The following is a 14,080-nucleotide window of genomic DNA, read 5'->3' as shown; positions in this document are numbered from 1 at the left end:
GGTGTGGCTATTGAGGGCCGACGTCGGAACGCCCGCTATGTTCCCACACGGACCCGCGGATTAAGCGACGTAGCTGCTCGGCGGCTCTTGTCTTGCCACCCGCCCCATGATCTAGGTTTACAGTTATGACTTCATATGACACGTTCCATGACGTCGGAGTACTGATCCTGCGGCTGGTGTTGGGCGTGACTTTGGCCGCGCATGGTTACAACAAGTTCTTCGGCGGCGGCCGCATCCCGGGGACCGCCCGCTGGTTCGAGAGCATCGGCATGAAACCCGGCAAGTTTCACGCCACCGTGGCGGCGACCACGGAAATGGCCGCCGGTCTCGGCCTGGCCGCCGGGTTCCTGACCCCGATCCCGGCGGCGGGCTTCGTCTCGCTGATGCTGGTCGCGGCCTGGACGGTGCACCGCGCGAACGGCTTCTTCATCGTCAAGGAGGGCTGGGAATACAACCTGGTGCTGGCGGTCAGCGCCGTGGGCGTGGCGACGCTGGGCGCGGGCAAGTTCAGCCTGGACCACCTGGTCTTCGGGAAGAACTGGATGGACGGTTGGCACGGGCTCGCGATCTCGCTGGTGCTCGGCTTGGCCGGGGCGATCGGCCAGCTGGTGATCTTCTACCGTCCGCCTGCCAAGCTGGCCGGCTAGTCAGTGGCGGCGTTGTCCTCGCGCGCCAACGGTTTCGCCGAGGTTGGTACCAACTCACATGTAGGAGCCGATTTTCGCGAGCGATGAATCTTCCGTGGCCTCGGCCTGATTCGGATGCTCTCCTGCTGCGGTCCGCGTACCCGCCATCACGGGTTCTTTTTGCCCGTCCGGACCGTCACGACTGTCATCCGCCTTCGGCGGCATGACCTTCAGCAGCGCCGCGAGTGCCACCAGGGCCCCGGCAGCCATGGCGGCGAAGGCGACCTCGCCCACGAATGCGTAGCCGATGATTTCTGCCTTCATGGCTCCCAACTGTAGGGACAGCAATCCCTGAGCCGCCGATTCTCTTTCCTTCGCAACTTATTTGGAATGGTTTCTTTATCTGCGCGAATGCGACTCATGGGCAATGCGGCGCAAGCAGCAAGCTACGCGACGACCCGCCGGCAACGGTTATCGGCGCGATAGTCCCGCAGACAAAGATTTCTTGCCCGAGGTTGCGGTACGCAGCCCTAGAACACGTTCTAGTCTGTGAAACCATGGGATTTCTGAAGCCCGAGCTGCCGCAGCTCGACATGGCCGAATGGAACAAGGGCACCCGTAGCGACAAGATCCGGCCGATGGCCAAGCACTGGGCCGAGGTGGGCTTCGGCACGCCGGTCGTCCTGCACCTGTTCTATGTCGCCAAAATCCTGCTCTACATCCTCGGCGCGTGGCTGTTCGCATCCGCCACCAACGGCCTCGGCGGGTTCACGCGCGTTGCGGCGTGGTGGTCGGAGCCGATCGTGTTCGAGAAGGTCGTGCTCTACACCATGCTCTTCGAGGTGATCGGGCTCGGTTGTGGCTTCGGGCCGTTGAACAACCGCTTCTTCCCGCCGATGGGCTCGATCCTGTACTGGATGCGCTTCGGCACCATCCGGCTGCCACCGTGGCCCGATCGGGTCCCGCTCACCAAGGGCACCAAGCGCAAGCCGATCGATGTCGCGCTCTATGGGCTCTTCCTGTTGGTGACGCTAACAGCGCTGTTCGCCGACGGCACCGGCCCGATACCCGAACTGGGCACCACGATCGGGCTGCTGCCCGCCTGGAAGATCGTGTTGATCCTGCTGCTTCTGGCGATGGCCGGGCTGCGCGACAAGGTGATCTTCCTGGCTGCCCGCGGTGAGGTCTACGCGACCATGGCGGTGACGTTCCTTTTCGCCGCCCCGGACATGATCGTTGGATCCAAGGTCGTGTTCCTGGTGATCTGGATGGGCGCCGCGACATCCAAGCTCAACAAACACTTTCCGTTCGTCATCTCCACGATGATGTCCAACAACCCATTGGTGCGGCCCCGCGGGCTGAAACGGCGATTCTTCGAAAGCTTCCCTGATGATCTGCGGCCCGGACGGCTGTCGCGGTGGGTGGCGCACCTGAGCACCGTCATCGAGATGTTGGTGCCGCTGCCACTGTTCTTCTGCCACGGCGGCTGGCCCGTCACGATCGCCGCTATCGCAATGGTCTGTTTCCACCTGGGAATCCTGGTCTCCATTCCGATGGGAGTTCCGCTGGAGTGGAACGTCTTCATGATCTTCGGGGTGTTGTCGTTGTTCGTCGCGCACACCCACATCGGGCTGCGTGACCTGAGGCACCCGGTGGTGGTGGCGGTCCTGTTCGTCGTCATCGCGGGAATCGTCGTGTTGGGCAACATGTTTCCGCGCAAAATTTCGTTCCTCCCGGGCATGCGTTATTACGCGGGCAATTGGGACACCACGCTGTGGTGCATCAAGGGATCGGCCAACGACAAGATCAGCAGGGGCATCGTGGCGATCGCCAGCATGCCGCAGGCCCAGCTGGAGCGGTACTACGGCAGCCCGGAGGCGGCGCAGATCCCGATCTACATGGGATATGCGTTCCGCGGCTTCAACACTCACGGGCGGGCGCTGTTCACGCTGGCACACCGCGCCATGGCGGGCCAGAACGAGGACGACTACGTCATCACCGACGGCGAGCGGATCTGCAGCACCGCCATCGGCTGGAACTTCGGCGACGGTCACATGCACAACGAGCAACTGATCACCGCGCTGCAAGAGCGCTGCCACTTCGAGCCGGGCGAGGTCCGCGTGGTTCTGCTTGACGCGCAACCCATTCACAAGCAGACGCAGGCGTACCGCTTGGTCGACGCGGCGACCGGCGAATTCGAGCGCGGCCTCGTCCGGGTCGCCGACATGGTCGTCCGCCAACCGTGGGCCGACGATGTGCCGGTGCAGGTGCTGTCCGACGACGCGCCGAGCGTCACGCCAGAATGACGCCGAAGGCCGAGCGCCACGCTGGCGTGACGCTCGGCCTCTGCTCGCGTCTTAGGCGCCCGCGCGCACCTCGTGTGCCGCGGCAACCATGTTCTTCAGCGACGCGCTCACCTCGTCGGAGTTGCGGGTCTTCAACCCGCAGTCGGGGTTGACCCACAGCCGCTCGGCGGGAACCGCCCGCAGCGCGGCGCGCAGCGACTCGGCCATCTCGCCCGTGCTCGGCACCCGCGGCGAGTGGATGTCGTAGACGCCCGGGCCCACGCTGTTCGAGAAGCCGATCGAGTTCAGGTCGTCCAGCACCTCCATGTGTGAACGCGCCGCCTCGATGGACGTCACGTCGGCGTCCAGATCGGCGATGGCTCCGATCACCTCACCGAATTCCGAATAGCACAGGTGGGTGTGGATCTGGGTGGAATCCGCGACGCCGGACGTGGCCAAGCGGAAAGACCCTACGGCCCAACGCAAGTAGTCCTGCTGATCGTCGCGACGCAGCGGTAGCAGCTCGCGCAACGCGGGCTCGTCGACCTGGATGACCGCGATGCCGGCATCCTGCAGATCGACGGTCTCGTCGCGGATCGCCAGCGCCACCTGGTTGGCGGTGTCGGCCAGCGGTTGATCGTCCCGGACGAACGACCACGCCAGGATCGTCACCGGTCCGGTCAGCATGCCCTTGACCGGCTTGTCGGTCAGCGACTGCGCGTACTTCGCCCACTCCACCGTCATCGGGTGCTGGCGGATCACGTCGCCGAAGAGCACCGGCGGGCGCACGCAGCGGCTGCCGTAGGACTGCACCCAGCCGTTCTTGGTGGCGAAGAATCCGTCCAGCTGCTCGGCGAAATACTGCACCATGTCATTGCGCTCCGGCTCGCCGTGCACCAGCACGTCAATCCCGAGGCTCTCCTGCAACTCGATGACGTCGGCGATCTCTTGTTTCATCCGCCTCTGGTATTCGGCCTCGTCGATCTCGCCGGCGACCAGCGCGGCGCGCGCCTTGCGGATCTCGACGGTCTGCGGGAACGACCCGATAGTGGTGGTCGGCAGCGGCGGCAGCTGCAGCCGCGCCTCCTGGCTGGCGCGACGCTGAGCCGCGTCACCACGGTGCGTGCCCGACGCGACGATCGAGTCGATGCGGACCCGGATGCGGTCGTTGTGCAGGCGCGGGTCGCTCTTGCGAGACGCCACCGCGGCGTTGGACGCCGCGATCTCGTCGGCGACGGCGTCGCGGCCCTCGTTCAGTGCGCGGGCGAGCGTCACCACTTCGACGACCTTTTCCCGTCCGAACGCCAGCCAGCTGCGCAGCGCCTCATCCAGGCCGGTCTCGGGCTCCAGCGAGTACGGCACGTGCAGCGTCGAGCAGGACGTCGAGACCGCTACGTGGCCCGCCGATCCGACCAGGGTGGCCAGCTTGTCCAGCGCCGACTCGAGGTCGGTGCGCCAGATGTTGCGCCCGTCCACGACACCGGCCACCACGGTCTTGGTGGCCAGCTCGGGCACCGCCGCGATCGCGGTGTCGGCACCGTAGACCAGGTCGACGCCGATCGCCTCGACCGGCGTGCGGGCCAGCGCGGCCAACGAGTCGCCCGGATCACCGAAGTACGTGGCGACGTAGATGGCGGGCCGGTCGGTCGCCTTGCCCAGCGCGTTGTAGACGGCCTCGGCCAGCGCGGGGGCGTCGGGGGAGATGTCGGTCACCAGAGCCGGCTCGTCGATCTGCACCCACTGTGCGCCGTTGTCGGCCAACAGTGACAGCAACTCGCAGTAGATCGGCACCAGTTCCTGCAGGCGTTCGATCGGCGCCCCGCCACCATTGACGGCCTTGCTGAGCAGCAGGAAGGTGATCGGGCCGATGACCACTGGGCGCGCCGGAATCCCTTGCTCAAGAGCCTCTTTCAACTCCGAAAGCACCTTGTCCGGGTTCAGCGCGAATTTCGTCGCGGGCTCGACCTCGGGAACGATGTAGTGATAGTTGGTGTCGAACCACTTGGTCATCTCCAGGGGTGCGACGTCTTTGTTTCCGCGCGCGGCGGCGAAGTAGCGGTCCAGGTCGTCGGGAACCCGCGCGGCGCGCTCCGGCAGCGCGCCCAGCATGACCGCGGTGTCGAGCACCTGATCGTAGTAGGAGAAGGTGTTCACCGGGACCGAGTCCAGGCCGGCGTCGGCCAGGCCCTTCCAGGTATCGCGGCGCAGGGTGGCGGCGACCTTTTCCAGATCGGCTCGGGTGGTGCGCCCGGCCCAGTAGCCCTCGGTGGCGCGCTTGAGTTCGCGCTTCGGACCGATGCGCGGCGAGCCGACAACCGTTGCGGTGAATGCTTGAGGGGTCACGATTTTCGTCCTTAAATCGGCGTGGTGGTCACCGCCGGCGGACGTGCAGCCGATCCGATAGCGGTGCGTACCCGGGTACCAACCGCAACGGCTGCAGCCTGACGCCCATTCCTCGAGGCGATGAGCCGCCGGACGCGGCGCGCCCGGCACAGCCGGCAGGTCTCCGGACTCGCAGGCGTGCACCGGGTGGTGCTCCTAGTGGCCGTCGCTTCCCAGTCGTGATGACCAGTGCTTGTGACGGCGGTCGTTCCTGCATACCGTTGCGGGACAGTCCCGGATTCTCACCGGGTTCCCTCTCACGAAGCGTTACTAACGTTTGCCTCGCTCGATGCCCACGCCGCGGTTGCGGCGTAAACAGACCAGCTGCGAGAGGTAGCTTAGTCAGTTCGCCAACGCCTCCGCGATCGGGACGTCGCCGTTGTTGAATTCGATGGTCCGCCGGATGGTCGAACCGTCGGCCAGTGCGGCGGCCGCGACGAGGGCGACGTCGGCGCGCGACACCTGTCCTTTCGCCTGCCCGACCGCGATCTTGCCGGTCGCCGGCTCGAGGGTGAGCCGGCCCGGCCCCAGCACCGTCCAGTCCAGGTCGCTGTCGCGCAGGTGGGCATCGGCCGCGGCCTTGGCCTCGGCGTAGGCGAAGAACGGATCATCCTGCGGCACACCATGATCCGGGCCCGCGCCAAAGTAGGACACCATGACGAAGCGCTTGACCCCCGCCTGTGCGGCGGCGTCGATCACCCGGATCGCGGCGTCCCGGTCGACCGCATAGGTCCGCTCCGCATTGCCACCGCCCGCCCCGGCCGAGAAGACGACCGCCTCGTGCCCGGTCACCAAGTCGGTTAACGCGTCCGTGTCGAGCCGCTCGATGTCGGCCACCACCGGCTCGGCGCCGGTGGCAGCGACGTCATCGGATTGATCGGGGTTGCGGAAGACCGAGCTCACCTGGTCGCCGCGCTGGGTCAGGTCGCGAGCCAGCTGCAGTGCGACCTTGCCGTGTCCGCCGAAGACGATGATGCGTGCCATGCCTTCGACGGTAGCGCCACGCGTCCTGATGGTGGCGACCCGCAGCGCCCGGCTACACCGCGCTCGCGATCGTCACTAAAGCTTTACCCGGCCCATGATGATGTCGATGATGGGCTTGCCGGGCGGGTAGGCGTTGGTGAGCGAGGCCATCGTGTGCCCGTAGTCGACCAACAGCGTGATGCCGTTGATGCCGAAGGCCGCGGCGCTGTTCAGGAACGCCATCACGTCGCCCATCTGCTCCGGGGTGTGCACCTTGGAGCCGGTCTCGTCGCGGTAGTCCTGGGCGAAGGTCAGCCACAGGTCGGCGTTGGACTGGGCCAGTGGGGTGTCGGTGGGGCCGGGGCAGATCGCGTTGATCCGGATGCCCTTCTTCAGCAGGGGGTAGCCCTGGGTCGCGACGTAGGCGTTGACGACCTTCTTGGAGAAGCCGTAGTGAATGATGCCCTCGGCCTCGTGCGCCTTGACCCACTCCTGGGCCGACGCGAAGTCAGGCGTGGCCAAGAACTCGGTCAGCAATTCCAGGTCGTTCTCCCAGCCCATGCCGGCGACCGAGGAGATGAAGCAGATGGCGGAGCCCGCCGGAAGCTGGTTGCGCTCGAGTAGGCGCTCGATGAGGTGCCGGTGGCCGAGGAAGTTGATCGCCATCAGGTCGGTTGTCCCGTCGGCGATGCCGGCGGCGGAGAACACGGCGTGGACCGGACCGTCCAGCTGTTCGATCGCGGCGTCGATCGACGCGGTGTCGCGCAGGTCGACCTGAATGGACTTGGCGACGTCGTATTTCACCGGCGCGTAGTCCATCACGATGACTTCGGCGCCCAGCTCGGCCGCTGACTTGGCCGCCGCGGCGCCCATGCCAGTCGCGCCACCGACGACGAGAGCGCGCTTGCCGTCGTAGCGCAACCGATCGACAATGGTCATGGAAATCCCCTTCTCGGATAACGCCAATGCGGTTCTAACTGCTCAACTGTATGGGTAACAGTTATTTGGTTCAATACCGGGTCGGGTTGATCGAGGTTTACTTGACGCGGACGGCGACGCCCCGCAGGACGGTGTCGCGGGCGTGCACCAGACCCGCACGGGTCCCGATGTCTCGAAGGATGTTCTCCGGTATCCACTGCAGGCCGACGACGCAGCGGGACAACATCGCTGTGGACGGCGCGTCGACGCCTATTTCGCCCGACCGGATGCCCTCGGAGAGAAGCGTTTTCATCTGCCGCAGCCGCGTGGCATAGAGCCAGCCGGGGTTGGGTGTGTCCGGGGGCGATTGACGCATCCAGGCCAGCTGGATCCTGAACTCGTCGGAAAACCGGTCGAGCGCATTGACGTTGACCCAGCTCAACGCGTCCAGCTTTTCGATCGGTGTGGAATCCGAGCGCAAAACGCTGACCCAGCCCGCCTCGACCTTCCTGCCGAACGATTCCATGATCGATGCGAGAAGTTCGTCCTTTGACCCGATCACGCGATACACCGTTCCGGTGCCGAGACCGGCCGCCGAGGCGATGTCCCTGACGGTGGTTACCTCGTATCCTCGGCGGCCGAATTCGGCTCGTGCCACCGCACGCACCACTGCCGCCTTGTCGCTCGGGTCCGCGTCGCTGTCGTCGGACCATGTCGCGATGACGTCGCTGGCGGCGGTGAACGCTTTGGAGCGGTCCAGCGCCGAGTCGGTCGGCGGTCGAGTTGCCAAGCCTTCCAGGATGATTCGGCACAGCAGTCGGGCCACCTGGTCGGGGGCGGACTTGTGGCGCATGACATCGAGGCCGACCTGCAGCATGGTTTGGCAGATCCGGTCGGCCAATGTGGGAAGGTCGATGTCGGGTTGGATGTAACCGCTCCACCGGGCGGCGCGCAGGGTCTGCAGCATCGCCTCCTGGATCGCCACGGGCCGTTGCTGTGTCAGCTTGATCAGTTCCGGGTCCGTGCTCGGCCCCTCGTAGAACGACATCTGCAAAGCGGCGCGGTGCTCGACTGCGCAGTCGGCGATCGCCGACCCGAGTTCGATGATCTGTTCGGCGACCGGGCGGGAGTCGGGTTCGTCCAGTCGCGCCTGGGCGGTCCGTCCGATGCGCTCCAGGTCGTCCTGGTAGCGGCGGATCAACTCGACCAGGATGGCCTCTTTGGACTCGAAATGGTGATACAGGCTGCCGGGAAGAATGCCTGCGGCATCGGCGATTTCCTGCAGCGACGTCCGCAATCCCGACGAGGCGATCAACGACGCGGCCGTGGCCAGGATCTCGGCGCGGCGCGTCGGAGAATCAGGTGTGCTGCTGGCCCGCAGTGACTCGGCCTTCGCCATGGTTAGCGCTGTGCGAATCTGGACGACTGCGCGCCGGCGAACATCCGCATTCGTCCTCTCTTGGCGAACCAAATCTTTGTTAGAGGCTATCAGACTGGGCGCGGTATATGCGCTGCACAGAGCCGTGAAAGACCCATTCTAGAACGCGGAGCGGCGTTCGACCCGTACGCGGCTTGCGGGGCGATGCGCAGTAGTCGCGAACGTCGTCGAGGTCGACTGCAGCGTTGAGGTCGAGCGATGTGCGTGCCGGCGGGGCCGAGGTGAGCGGGTACTCGGCCTCCATCACCGACGGCCGCTCTTGGCAAGGCGCGCACCGAGTTCGGTGAGGTAGCCATCGGGCCCGCCGAGAAACGCGCTCCAGCTCAGCAGGCGCTTGAGGTATAGGTGAGCATCGTGTTCCCACGTGTAGCCGATCCCACCGAACACCTGGATGGCGGTGTCGGCCACGGTGGCCAGCCGCCCGGCGAACGCCTTGGCCCGCAGCGCGGCGAGATGGCGCTCTTCGCCCGATTGACCATCGGCTTCCGGGAATGCGTCGCTGGCCCACAGCGCGTGGATCACACCGCTGCGGGCCAGCTCGACCGTTTCGAACATGTCCACACACAAATGCTGGACGGCCTGAAAGGAGCCGATCGGCTGGCCGAATTGTGTTCTGCTTTTCGCGTATTCGACCGCGAGGTCCATGATGGCGCGCGCGGCGCCGAGCGCGTCGGCGGCAGTGGCGATCAGCACGTCGTCGATCACCGCGGCCAGGTCGTCCGCCGAGGCCGCGGCCAGTCGTTGCGCGGGCGCGGTGTCGAACATGACCCGAAAGTGCTTGCGGGTGGGGTCGATGCCGTGCTCGGCCGTCACCGAAAGCCCGGACGAGCCGGCCCGTACCACGAAAAGCGCCGTGCCGTCGGCATCTTCGGCGGCCACCAGCAGGACGTCGGCGGCCGCGGCGTCGGGCACCGCGGCGATTTCGCCCCGCAACACAATCGCATCCTCCTGCCGGCTGGCGGAAACGGACGTGTTCGATGAATCCGGCAAGCAGACGGCGGCCACCGTGGTGCCGTCCGCGATGCCGCGCAGCAACTTCGGTGCGATGTCGTTGTCGCCCAGCCGCGTCAGCACCCGCGTGGCGGCCACCGCGGTCGATAGCCACGGGCCAGGATGCAGCGCGGCGCCCAGCTCTTCGGCGACGATGCCGGCCTCGACCATCGTCATGCCGGCGCCGCCGTATTCTTCCGGCACCAGCAGCCCGGTGGTTCCGAGCGCGGCGAGGCCGCGCCATACCGTCTCGTCCGTTCCGGTCGGATCGTCCAGCAGTGGGCGGACATGTTGTGCGATCGACGCCTTCTCGGCGAGGAAGCGCCGTGTGGTGTCGCGCAGCGCCAGCTGCTCGTCGGTGAGTTCGAGGTTCATTTGCGCGGCAGCCCCAGCACTCGTTGCGCGGTGATGTTCTTGTTGATCTGCGTGGTTCCGCCGGCGATGGTCAGCGACCGCGACGTCAGACGGTAGTTCGCCCACGGCGCGCCCGCGCCCCGGCTGCCGAGAGCGTCGAAGGCCAGTGCCGCGAGGTCCTGGCCGATCTCGCCCCACAAGGTCTTGGCGAGGCTGGCGGACCCGAACGCATCGCCGCCGTGCAGTGTCGCCGAAATCGACCGCTGACACAGGACCTCGAGATACTTGATGCGGACCGCGATTTCGCCGAGGCGCCGCAGCGTCACCGGATCGTCCAGCGCGCCGTTGTCGGCGGCGGCGAGGTCGTTGATCAGCTCCTCGAGTCGGGCCTGCATCTCCGCGTACAGCCTGGCGGCCCCGGCGCGCTCGTGGCTGAGCGTCGTGGTGGCCACCTGCCAGCCCGCGTTGAGTGGACCGAGTAACGCGTTGGCCGGCACCCGCACGTCGTGAAAGAACACCTCGGCGAAATCGGCCTCGCCGTTGAGTGTGACCAGCGGGCGTACTTCGATGCCGGGCAGCGTCATGTCGACGATCAGGCATGAGATCCCTTTGTGCTTGGGCGCGTCGGGATCGGTGCGCACGTAGAGCTGACACCAGTCGGCCCGATGCCCCAGCGAGGTCCAGATCTTCTGGCCGGTGACGACGAAGTCGTCACCGTCTCGCACGGCACGGGTGCGCAGCGCCGCGAGATCTGACCCGGCCTCGGGCTCCGACATGCCCTGGCACCAGATGTCCTCGGCGCGCATCATGCGGGGGAGCAGGGTGAGCTTCTGGGACTCGGTGCCGTACTGCATGATGGCGGGGGCGATGTTGTTCAGCCCAATCACGTTGAGCGGCATGGGCGCCCGAGCGCGGGTGGTCTCTTCGGTGTAGACCAGCTGCTCGAGCACCGTGGCGCCGCGCCCCCCGTACTCAGGGGGCCAGGACACGGCGGCCCAGCCCGCGTCGGCCATCGTTGCGTTCCATGCGCGCAGCATCTCGAACGCGGCGTCGTCGCGGCCGGTGGGCCGGCGGGCCGCGACCAGCTCGTCGGTCAGGTTCTCCTCGAGCCAGTCACGGAGCTCGCTGCGAAAATGCTCCACTTCCGCCGGGTATGAAAAGTCCACGTTCCTCTGTCTTCAGCCTCGTAATCCGTGTGACCAAGCCGGACTTTACGGTTGAGCGGATATCTGGTCAATGATGTTGGCGGCCATGCGCGACGCTCAGCTCACTCGCGGTTCGGGGAATGCGACCTGCGCGTTGTCCGGCATCGGGCTGACACCCCGTCGCTCACACACTTCCAGCACCGCGTCGACGATCGATGCGGGCACGATGAACTTCTCCGTTGATGACATCTGCTCGAGATGCGCCCCGATGTCCTCGGCCGTTGGCCGGCTCTCGTCGTCGGCGAGCCAGCCTTCGGTGAGGCCGACGAACACCCGCGCATAGCGGCCGGCGGCCGCGGAATAGTTGCGGTGGGTGAATGTGCAGGCGGTGCTGGCCAGAAACGTCACGAGCGGCGCGACGAGCTCCGGCCGGATCGCTTGCATGAAGCCGGATTCCGCGAGGAACTTCTCGTCACCGACAGTCTCGGTCACCATTCGCGAGAAGCCGGTGGGCATAACGGAATTGGCGAGTATCCCGTACGCCTCGCCTTCGATGGCGACGACGTTCGTCAACCCGACCAATCCGGCCTTGGCCGCCGCATAGTGGGCTACCATAGGCTGGCCGAAGATTCCGGCGGAGGACGAGATGAACACGAATCGGCCGCCGCCGTTGTCCTTCATCACTCGGTATGCGGGCTGGGATAGGTGAAAGCCGCCGTCGAGATGCACACGCAGCATCCGTGTCCAGTCATCGTGCGAGAGGTCCTCGAAAGGCACGCTGCCGAAAATGCCGGCGTTGCTGACGACGGCGTCGAGGCGCCCGAAACTGGTCACCGCCGCATCGATGATCGCCTGACCGCCTGCCGGGTTGTCCACGGAGTCGTACGAGGCGATCGCGGTGCCTCCGGCCTTCTTGATCTCGTCGACCACGTCGTCGGCGACGCCTGCGTCGGAACCGTCGCCGCGCATCGAGCCGCCGAGGTCGTTGATCACCACGGCGGCTCCGCGGCGGGCCAGGTTCAGGGCATACAGCCGACCGAGCCCCCGACCGGCCCCGGTCACCACCGCCACCTGGCCGGTGAAGTCAATCATCATGTGCTCCTGATTCATTGACTGCTGTGCTGCCGGACTTTACGGTGGAACAGATATTTGGTCAACAATCTGGAGGTTGAGCGTGGGGGACGGCGCCCGTGCCGACCGACTACAGGTCCTGGGCATGCTCGCTTCCGCGCTGGCGGGCAAAGCCGTCGCGGTCGACGGGCTGTCTCGGGGCGAACCGGCCTGGACCGATGGCCAGACTATTTTCGTCGACGCCGCCGCGGCCCCGCTCGCGCAACTCGAGGCCGTGGCCGTGCAGGCATCGATGATCGCCGCCGGCAGCCTGCAGCCCGATGTGGTGGGCGCCTTGGTTCGGCACCGCAAGCTGGCCAAGCGCTACCTGACGATCGAAGGCCACCGCGCACTGATCGCGAACGCGCCTTTGCTGCCAAGTGTTTTGGCGTCGCTGGGCGACCCTGACATCGCGCGACGCAGCGATTCGCCCCGAGCATCGCTCGCCATCGCGGCCTCGCGGATCGTGCTCGAGGAGCCGGCATCGGAGTTCGGTGTCATCCGCGCGGCAAAGGTCGTAGCCGCGTGCGCCCGGGTGGCGAAACAAGACGACGAGCTGAGGGCCGGACACGTGCCACGGAGCGACGGCGCAACGGAACTCGAGGAACTCGACGACGGCGAGGTGGACGACTCCGACGATCCCGACTTGTTCACCAGCCCGGTCGGCGGGGGTGGGTTCATCGGTAAATGGCTGAAGAAGATGCTGTCGTCGGCGCGCAAGACCGGAAGTGGCGGCGGTCCGCCCGGCGCGGACAACCCGACCCACCGCATCAACTCCGGCAAGCGCGGTGCCTACGCCGTCGCCTCGCTCGCCTCGACCTCCGGCGACGACGACGCGGACGCCGACCAGGACGGGCTAACCGCCGAGGACGGCGTGCGGTACCCGGAATGGGACGTCGCGCGCAAGAGCTATCGGCCGGGCTGGTGCACGGTGCGTGAGGTCGAGCCGCAGATCAAGGGGTCGGCCACCCAGGCCATCGACGACGCCATTGGGGTGCGGCGGCCGCTGTCGCGGCTCGGCATGGGTCTGCACCGTCGCCACCGGCAGGCGCAGGGCGATGACATCGACATCGATGCCGCGGTGGAAGCCCGCGTCGAAGTGCGGGCCGGATCGGTGCCCGACGAGGCCGTGTACCTCGACAGCCTGCGGCGCCGGCGCGACCTGTCGGTGCTGCTCCTGCTCGACGTGTCGGGCTCGGCGGCCGAACCCGGAACGGTCGGGCGCACGGTGCACGAACAACAGCGTGCGGCCGTCGCCAACCTGACCGTGGCGTTGCACGATCTGGGTGACCGCGTCGCGCTATACGCCTATTACTCGCAGGGTCGCCGCGCGGTGAGCATGGTGCCGGTCAAGCGGTTCGACGACCAGCTGAACGCCCAGATCATCAGGCGGCTCAACAGCCTGGAACCCGGCGCGTATTCACGGTTGGGCGCGGCGATCCGCCACGGTTCGGCGACCCTGGAGGCGCGCGGCGGTACGTCGCGGCGGCTGCTGGTGGTGCTCTCCGACGGGCTGGCCTACGACCATGGATACGAGCGGGCCTACGGTGCCGCGGATGCGCGCCGCGCGCTGACCGAAGCCCGCCGCCGGGGGACCGGCTGCGTATGCCTGACGATCGGCGCCGGCACCGACGTGCAATCGCTGCGCCGGGTGTTCGGCAGCACCGCGCACGCGACGATCGCGCGCCCCGACCAGCTCGCCGGTGTCATCGGGCCGCTGTTTCGCTCCGCGCTGCGCTCGGCGGAGGTTCGCCGCAGGGTGTCGGTGATGCCAAGTCGCAGAACGCAGTTGGCGCACGAAGGCCGCGATGCCGCTCGTCACGGCACTTGAAACAAACATCTGTTCCGGCTAGGCTCCAATCGCCGGAG

The 14,080-nt window shown here is 66.6% G+C and carries 11 protein-coding genes and 1 riboswitch; of the genes, 3 read left to right on the top strand and 8 right to left on the bottom strand.

Annotated features, from left to right (window positions below):
* Positions 1 to 125: 125 nt before the first annotated feature.
* Positions 126 to 647, top strand: coding sequence for a DoxX family protein (locus tag A5753_RS03955; protein WP_067123646.1), 522 nt, complete (start codon positions 126 to 128; stop codon positions 645 to 647).
* Positions 648 to 701: 54 nt separating this feature from the next.
* On the opposite strand, the gene A5753_RS03950 is transcribed toward A5753_RS03955, so the two are convergent.
* Positions 702 to 950 (bottom strand): hypothetical protein, encoded by a 249-nt coding sequence (locus A5753_RS03950; protein WP_067123644.1) that lies wholly within the window; start codon positions 948 to 950, stop codon positions 702 to 704.
* A 233-nt stretch (positions 951 to 1,183) separates the two neighbouring features.
* Here A5753_RS03950 and A5753_RS03945 point away from each other — a divergent pair, with 233 nt between their 5' ends.
* Positions 1,184 to 2,932 carry a DUF3556 domain-containing protein gene (locus tag A5753_RS03945; protein WP_067123642.1) on the top strand — a complete coding sequence of 583 codons (1,749 nt, stop codon included), beginning with the start codon at positions 1,184 to 1,186 and terminating at the stop codon, positions 2,930 to 2,932.
* 51 nt (positions 2,933 to 2,983) lie between these two features.
* On the opposite strand, the gene metE is transcribed toward A5753_RS03945, so the two are convergent.
* The 7 genes from metE to A5753_RS03905 form a co-directional block, all read right to left on the bottom strand.
* Positions 2,984 to 5,254 carry a 5-methyltetrahydropteroyltriglutamate--homocysteine S-methyltransferase gene (gene metE / locus A5753_RS03940; RefSeq protein ID WP_067123640.1) on the bottom strand — a complete coding sequence of 757 codons (2,271 nt, stop codon included), beginning with the start codon at positions 5,252 to 5,254 and terminating at the stop codon, positions 2,984 to 2,986.
* A 136-nt stretch (positions 5,255 to 5,390) separates the two neighbouring features.
* Positions 5,391 to 5,583, bottom strand: a riboswitch (cobalamin riboswitch).
* A gap of 52 nt (positions 5,584 to 5,635) precedes the next feature.
* The gene (locus A5753_RS03935; protein WP_067123638.1) at positions 5,636 to 6,277 is read right to left on the bottom strand and encodes an SDR family oxidoreductase; all 642 of its coding nucleotides are present in this window, start codon (positions 6,275 to 6,277) and stop codon (positions 5,636 to 5,638) included.
* 75 nt (positions 6,278 to 6,352) lie between these two features.
* Positions 6,353 to 7,195, bottom strand: a complete 843-nt coding sequence (locus A5753_RS03930; RefSeq protein WP_067123636.1) for an SDR family oxidoreductase — start codon at positions 7,193 to 7,195, stop codon at positions 6,353 to 6,355.
* A 97-nt stretch (positions 7,196 to 7,292) separates the two neighbouring features.
* The gene (locus A5753_RS03925; protein ID WP_067123634.1) at positions 7,293 to 8,573 is read right to left on the bottom strand and encodes a TetR/AcrR family transcriptional regulator; all 1,281 of its coding nucleotides are present in this window, start codon (positions 8,571 to 8,573) and stop codon (positions 7,293 to 7,295) included.
* A gap of 282 nt (positions 8,574 to 8,855) precedes the next feature.
* A complete protein-coding gene (locus tag A5753_RS03915) occupies positions 8,856 to 9,977 on the bottom strand; it encodes an acyl-CoA dehydrogenase family protein (RefSeq protein ID WP_067123630.1) in 1,122 nt (373 codons plus the stop codon).
* Positions 9,974 to 11,122 (bottom strand): acyl-CoA dehydrogenase family protein, encoded by a 1,149-nt coding sequence (locus A5753_RS03910; RefSeq protein WP_067123628.1) that lies wholly within the window; start codon positions 11,120 to 11,122, stop codon positions 9,974 to 9,976. Before A5753_RS03910 ends, A5753_RS03915 begins: the two co-directional genes overlap by 4 nt.
* A gap of 96 nt (positions 11,123 to 11,218) precedes the next feature.
* The gene (locus tag A5753_RS03905; protein ID WP_067123704.1) at positions 11,219 to 12,193 is read right to left on the bottom strand and encodes an SDR family NAD(P)-dependent oxidoreductase; all 975 of its coding nucleotides are present in this window, start codon (positions 12,191 to 12,193) and stop codon (positions 11,219 to 11,221) included.
* An 82-nt stretch (positions 12,194 to 12,275) separates the two neighbouring features.
* Between A5753_RS03905 and A5753_RS03900 the strand changes: the two genes are divergently transcribed.
* Positions 12,276 to 14,042, top strand: a complete 1,767-nt coding sequence (locus tag A5753_RS03900) for a nitric oxide reductase activation protein NorD (RefSeq protein ID WP_067123626.1) — start codon at positions 12,276 to 12,278, stop codon at positions 14,040 to 14,042.
* Positions 14,043 to 14,080 lie beyond the last annotated feature (38 nt).

It is taken from the genome of Mycobacterium sp. 852002-51971_SCH5477799-a (genome assembly GCF_001667145.1).
Taxonomy (GTDB): domain Bacteria; phylum Actinomycetota; class Actinomycetes; order Mycobacteriales; family Mycobacteriaceae; genus Mycobacterium.
Note: the sequence above shows the minus strand (reverse complement) of the source record. Positions and strands in the feature narration are given on the sequence as shown.

Bases quoted from the DNA above. Each gene is read 5' to 3' on its own strand.
- A5753_RS03955 (WP_067123646.1), top strand. From the start codon at position 126: ATGACTTCATATGACACGTTCCATGACGTCGGAGTACTGATCCTGCGG.
- A5753_RS03950 (WP_067123644.1), bottom strand. From the start codon at position 950: ATGAAGGCAGAAATCATCGGCTACGCATTCGTGGGCGAGGTCGCCTTC.
- A5753_RS03945 (WP_067123642.1), top strand. From the start codon at position 1,184: ATGGGATTTCTGAAGCCCGAGCTGCCGCAGCTCGACATGGCCGAATGG.
- A5753_RS03935 (WP_067123638.1), bottom strand. From the start codon at position 6,277: ATGGCACGCATCATCGTCTTCGGCGGACACGGCAAGGTCGCACTGCAG.
- A5753_RS03930 (WP_067123636.1), bottom strand. From the start codon at position 7,195: ATGACCATTGTCGATCGGTTGCGCTACGACGGCAAGCGCGCTCTCGTC.
- A5753_RS03925 (WP_067123634.1), bottom strand. From the start codon at position 8,573: ATGGCGAAGGCCGAGTCACTGCGGGCCAGCAGCACACCTGATTCTCCG.
- A5753_RS03915 (WP_067123630.1), bottom strand. From the start codon at position 9,977: ATGAACCTCGAACTCACCGACGAGCAGCTGGCGCTGCGCGACACCACA.
- A5753_RS03905 (WP_067123704.1), bottom strand. From the start codon at position 12,193: ATGATTGACTTCACCGGCCAGGTGGCGGTGGTGACCGGGGCCGGTCGG.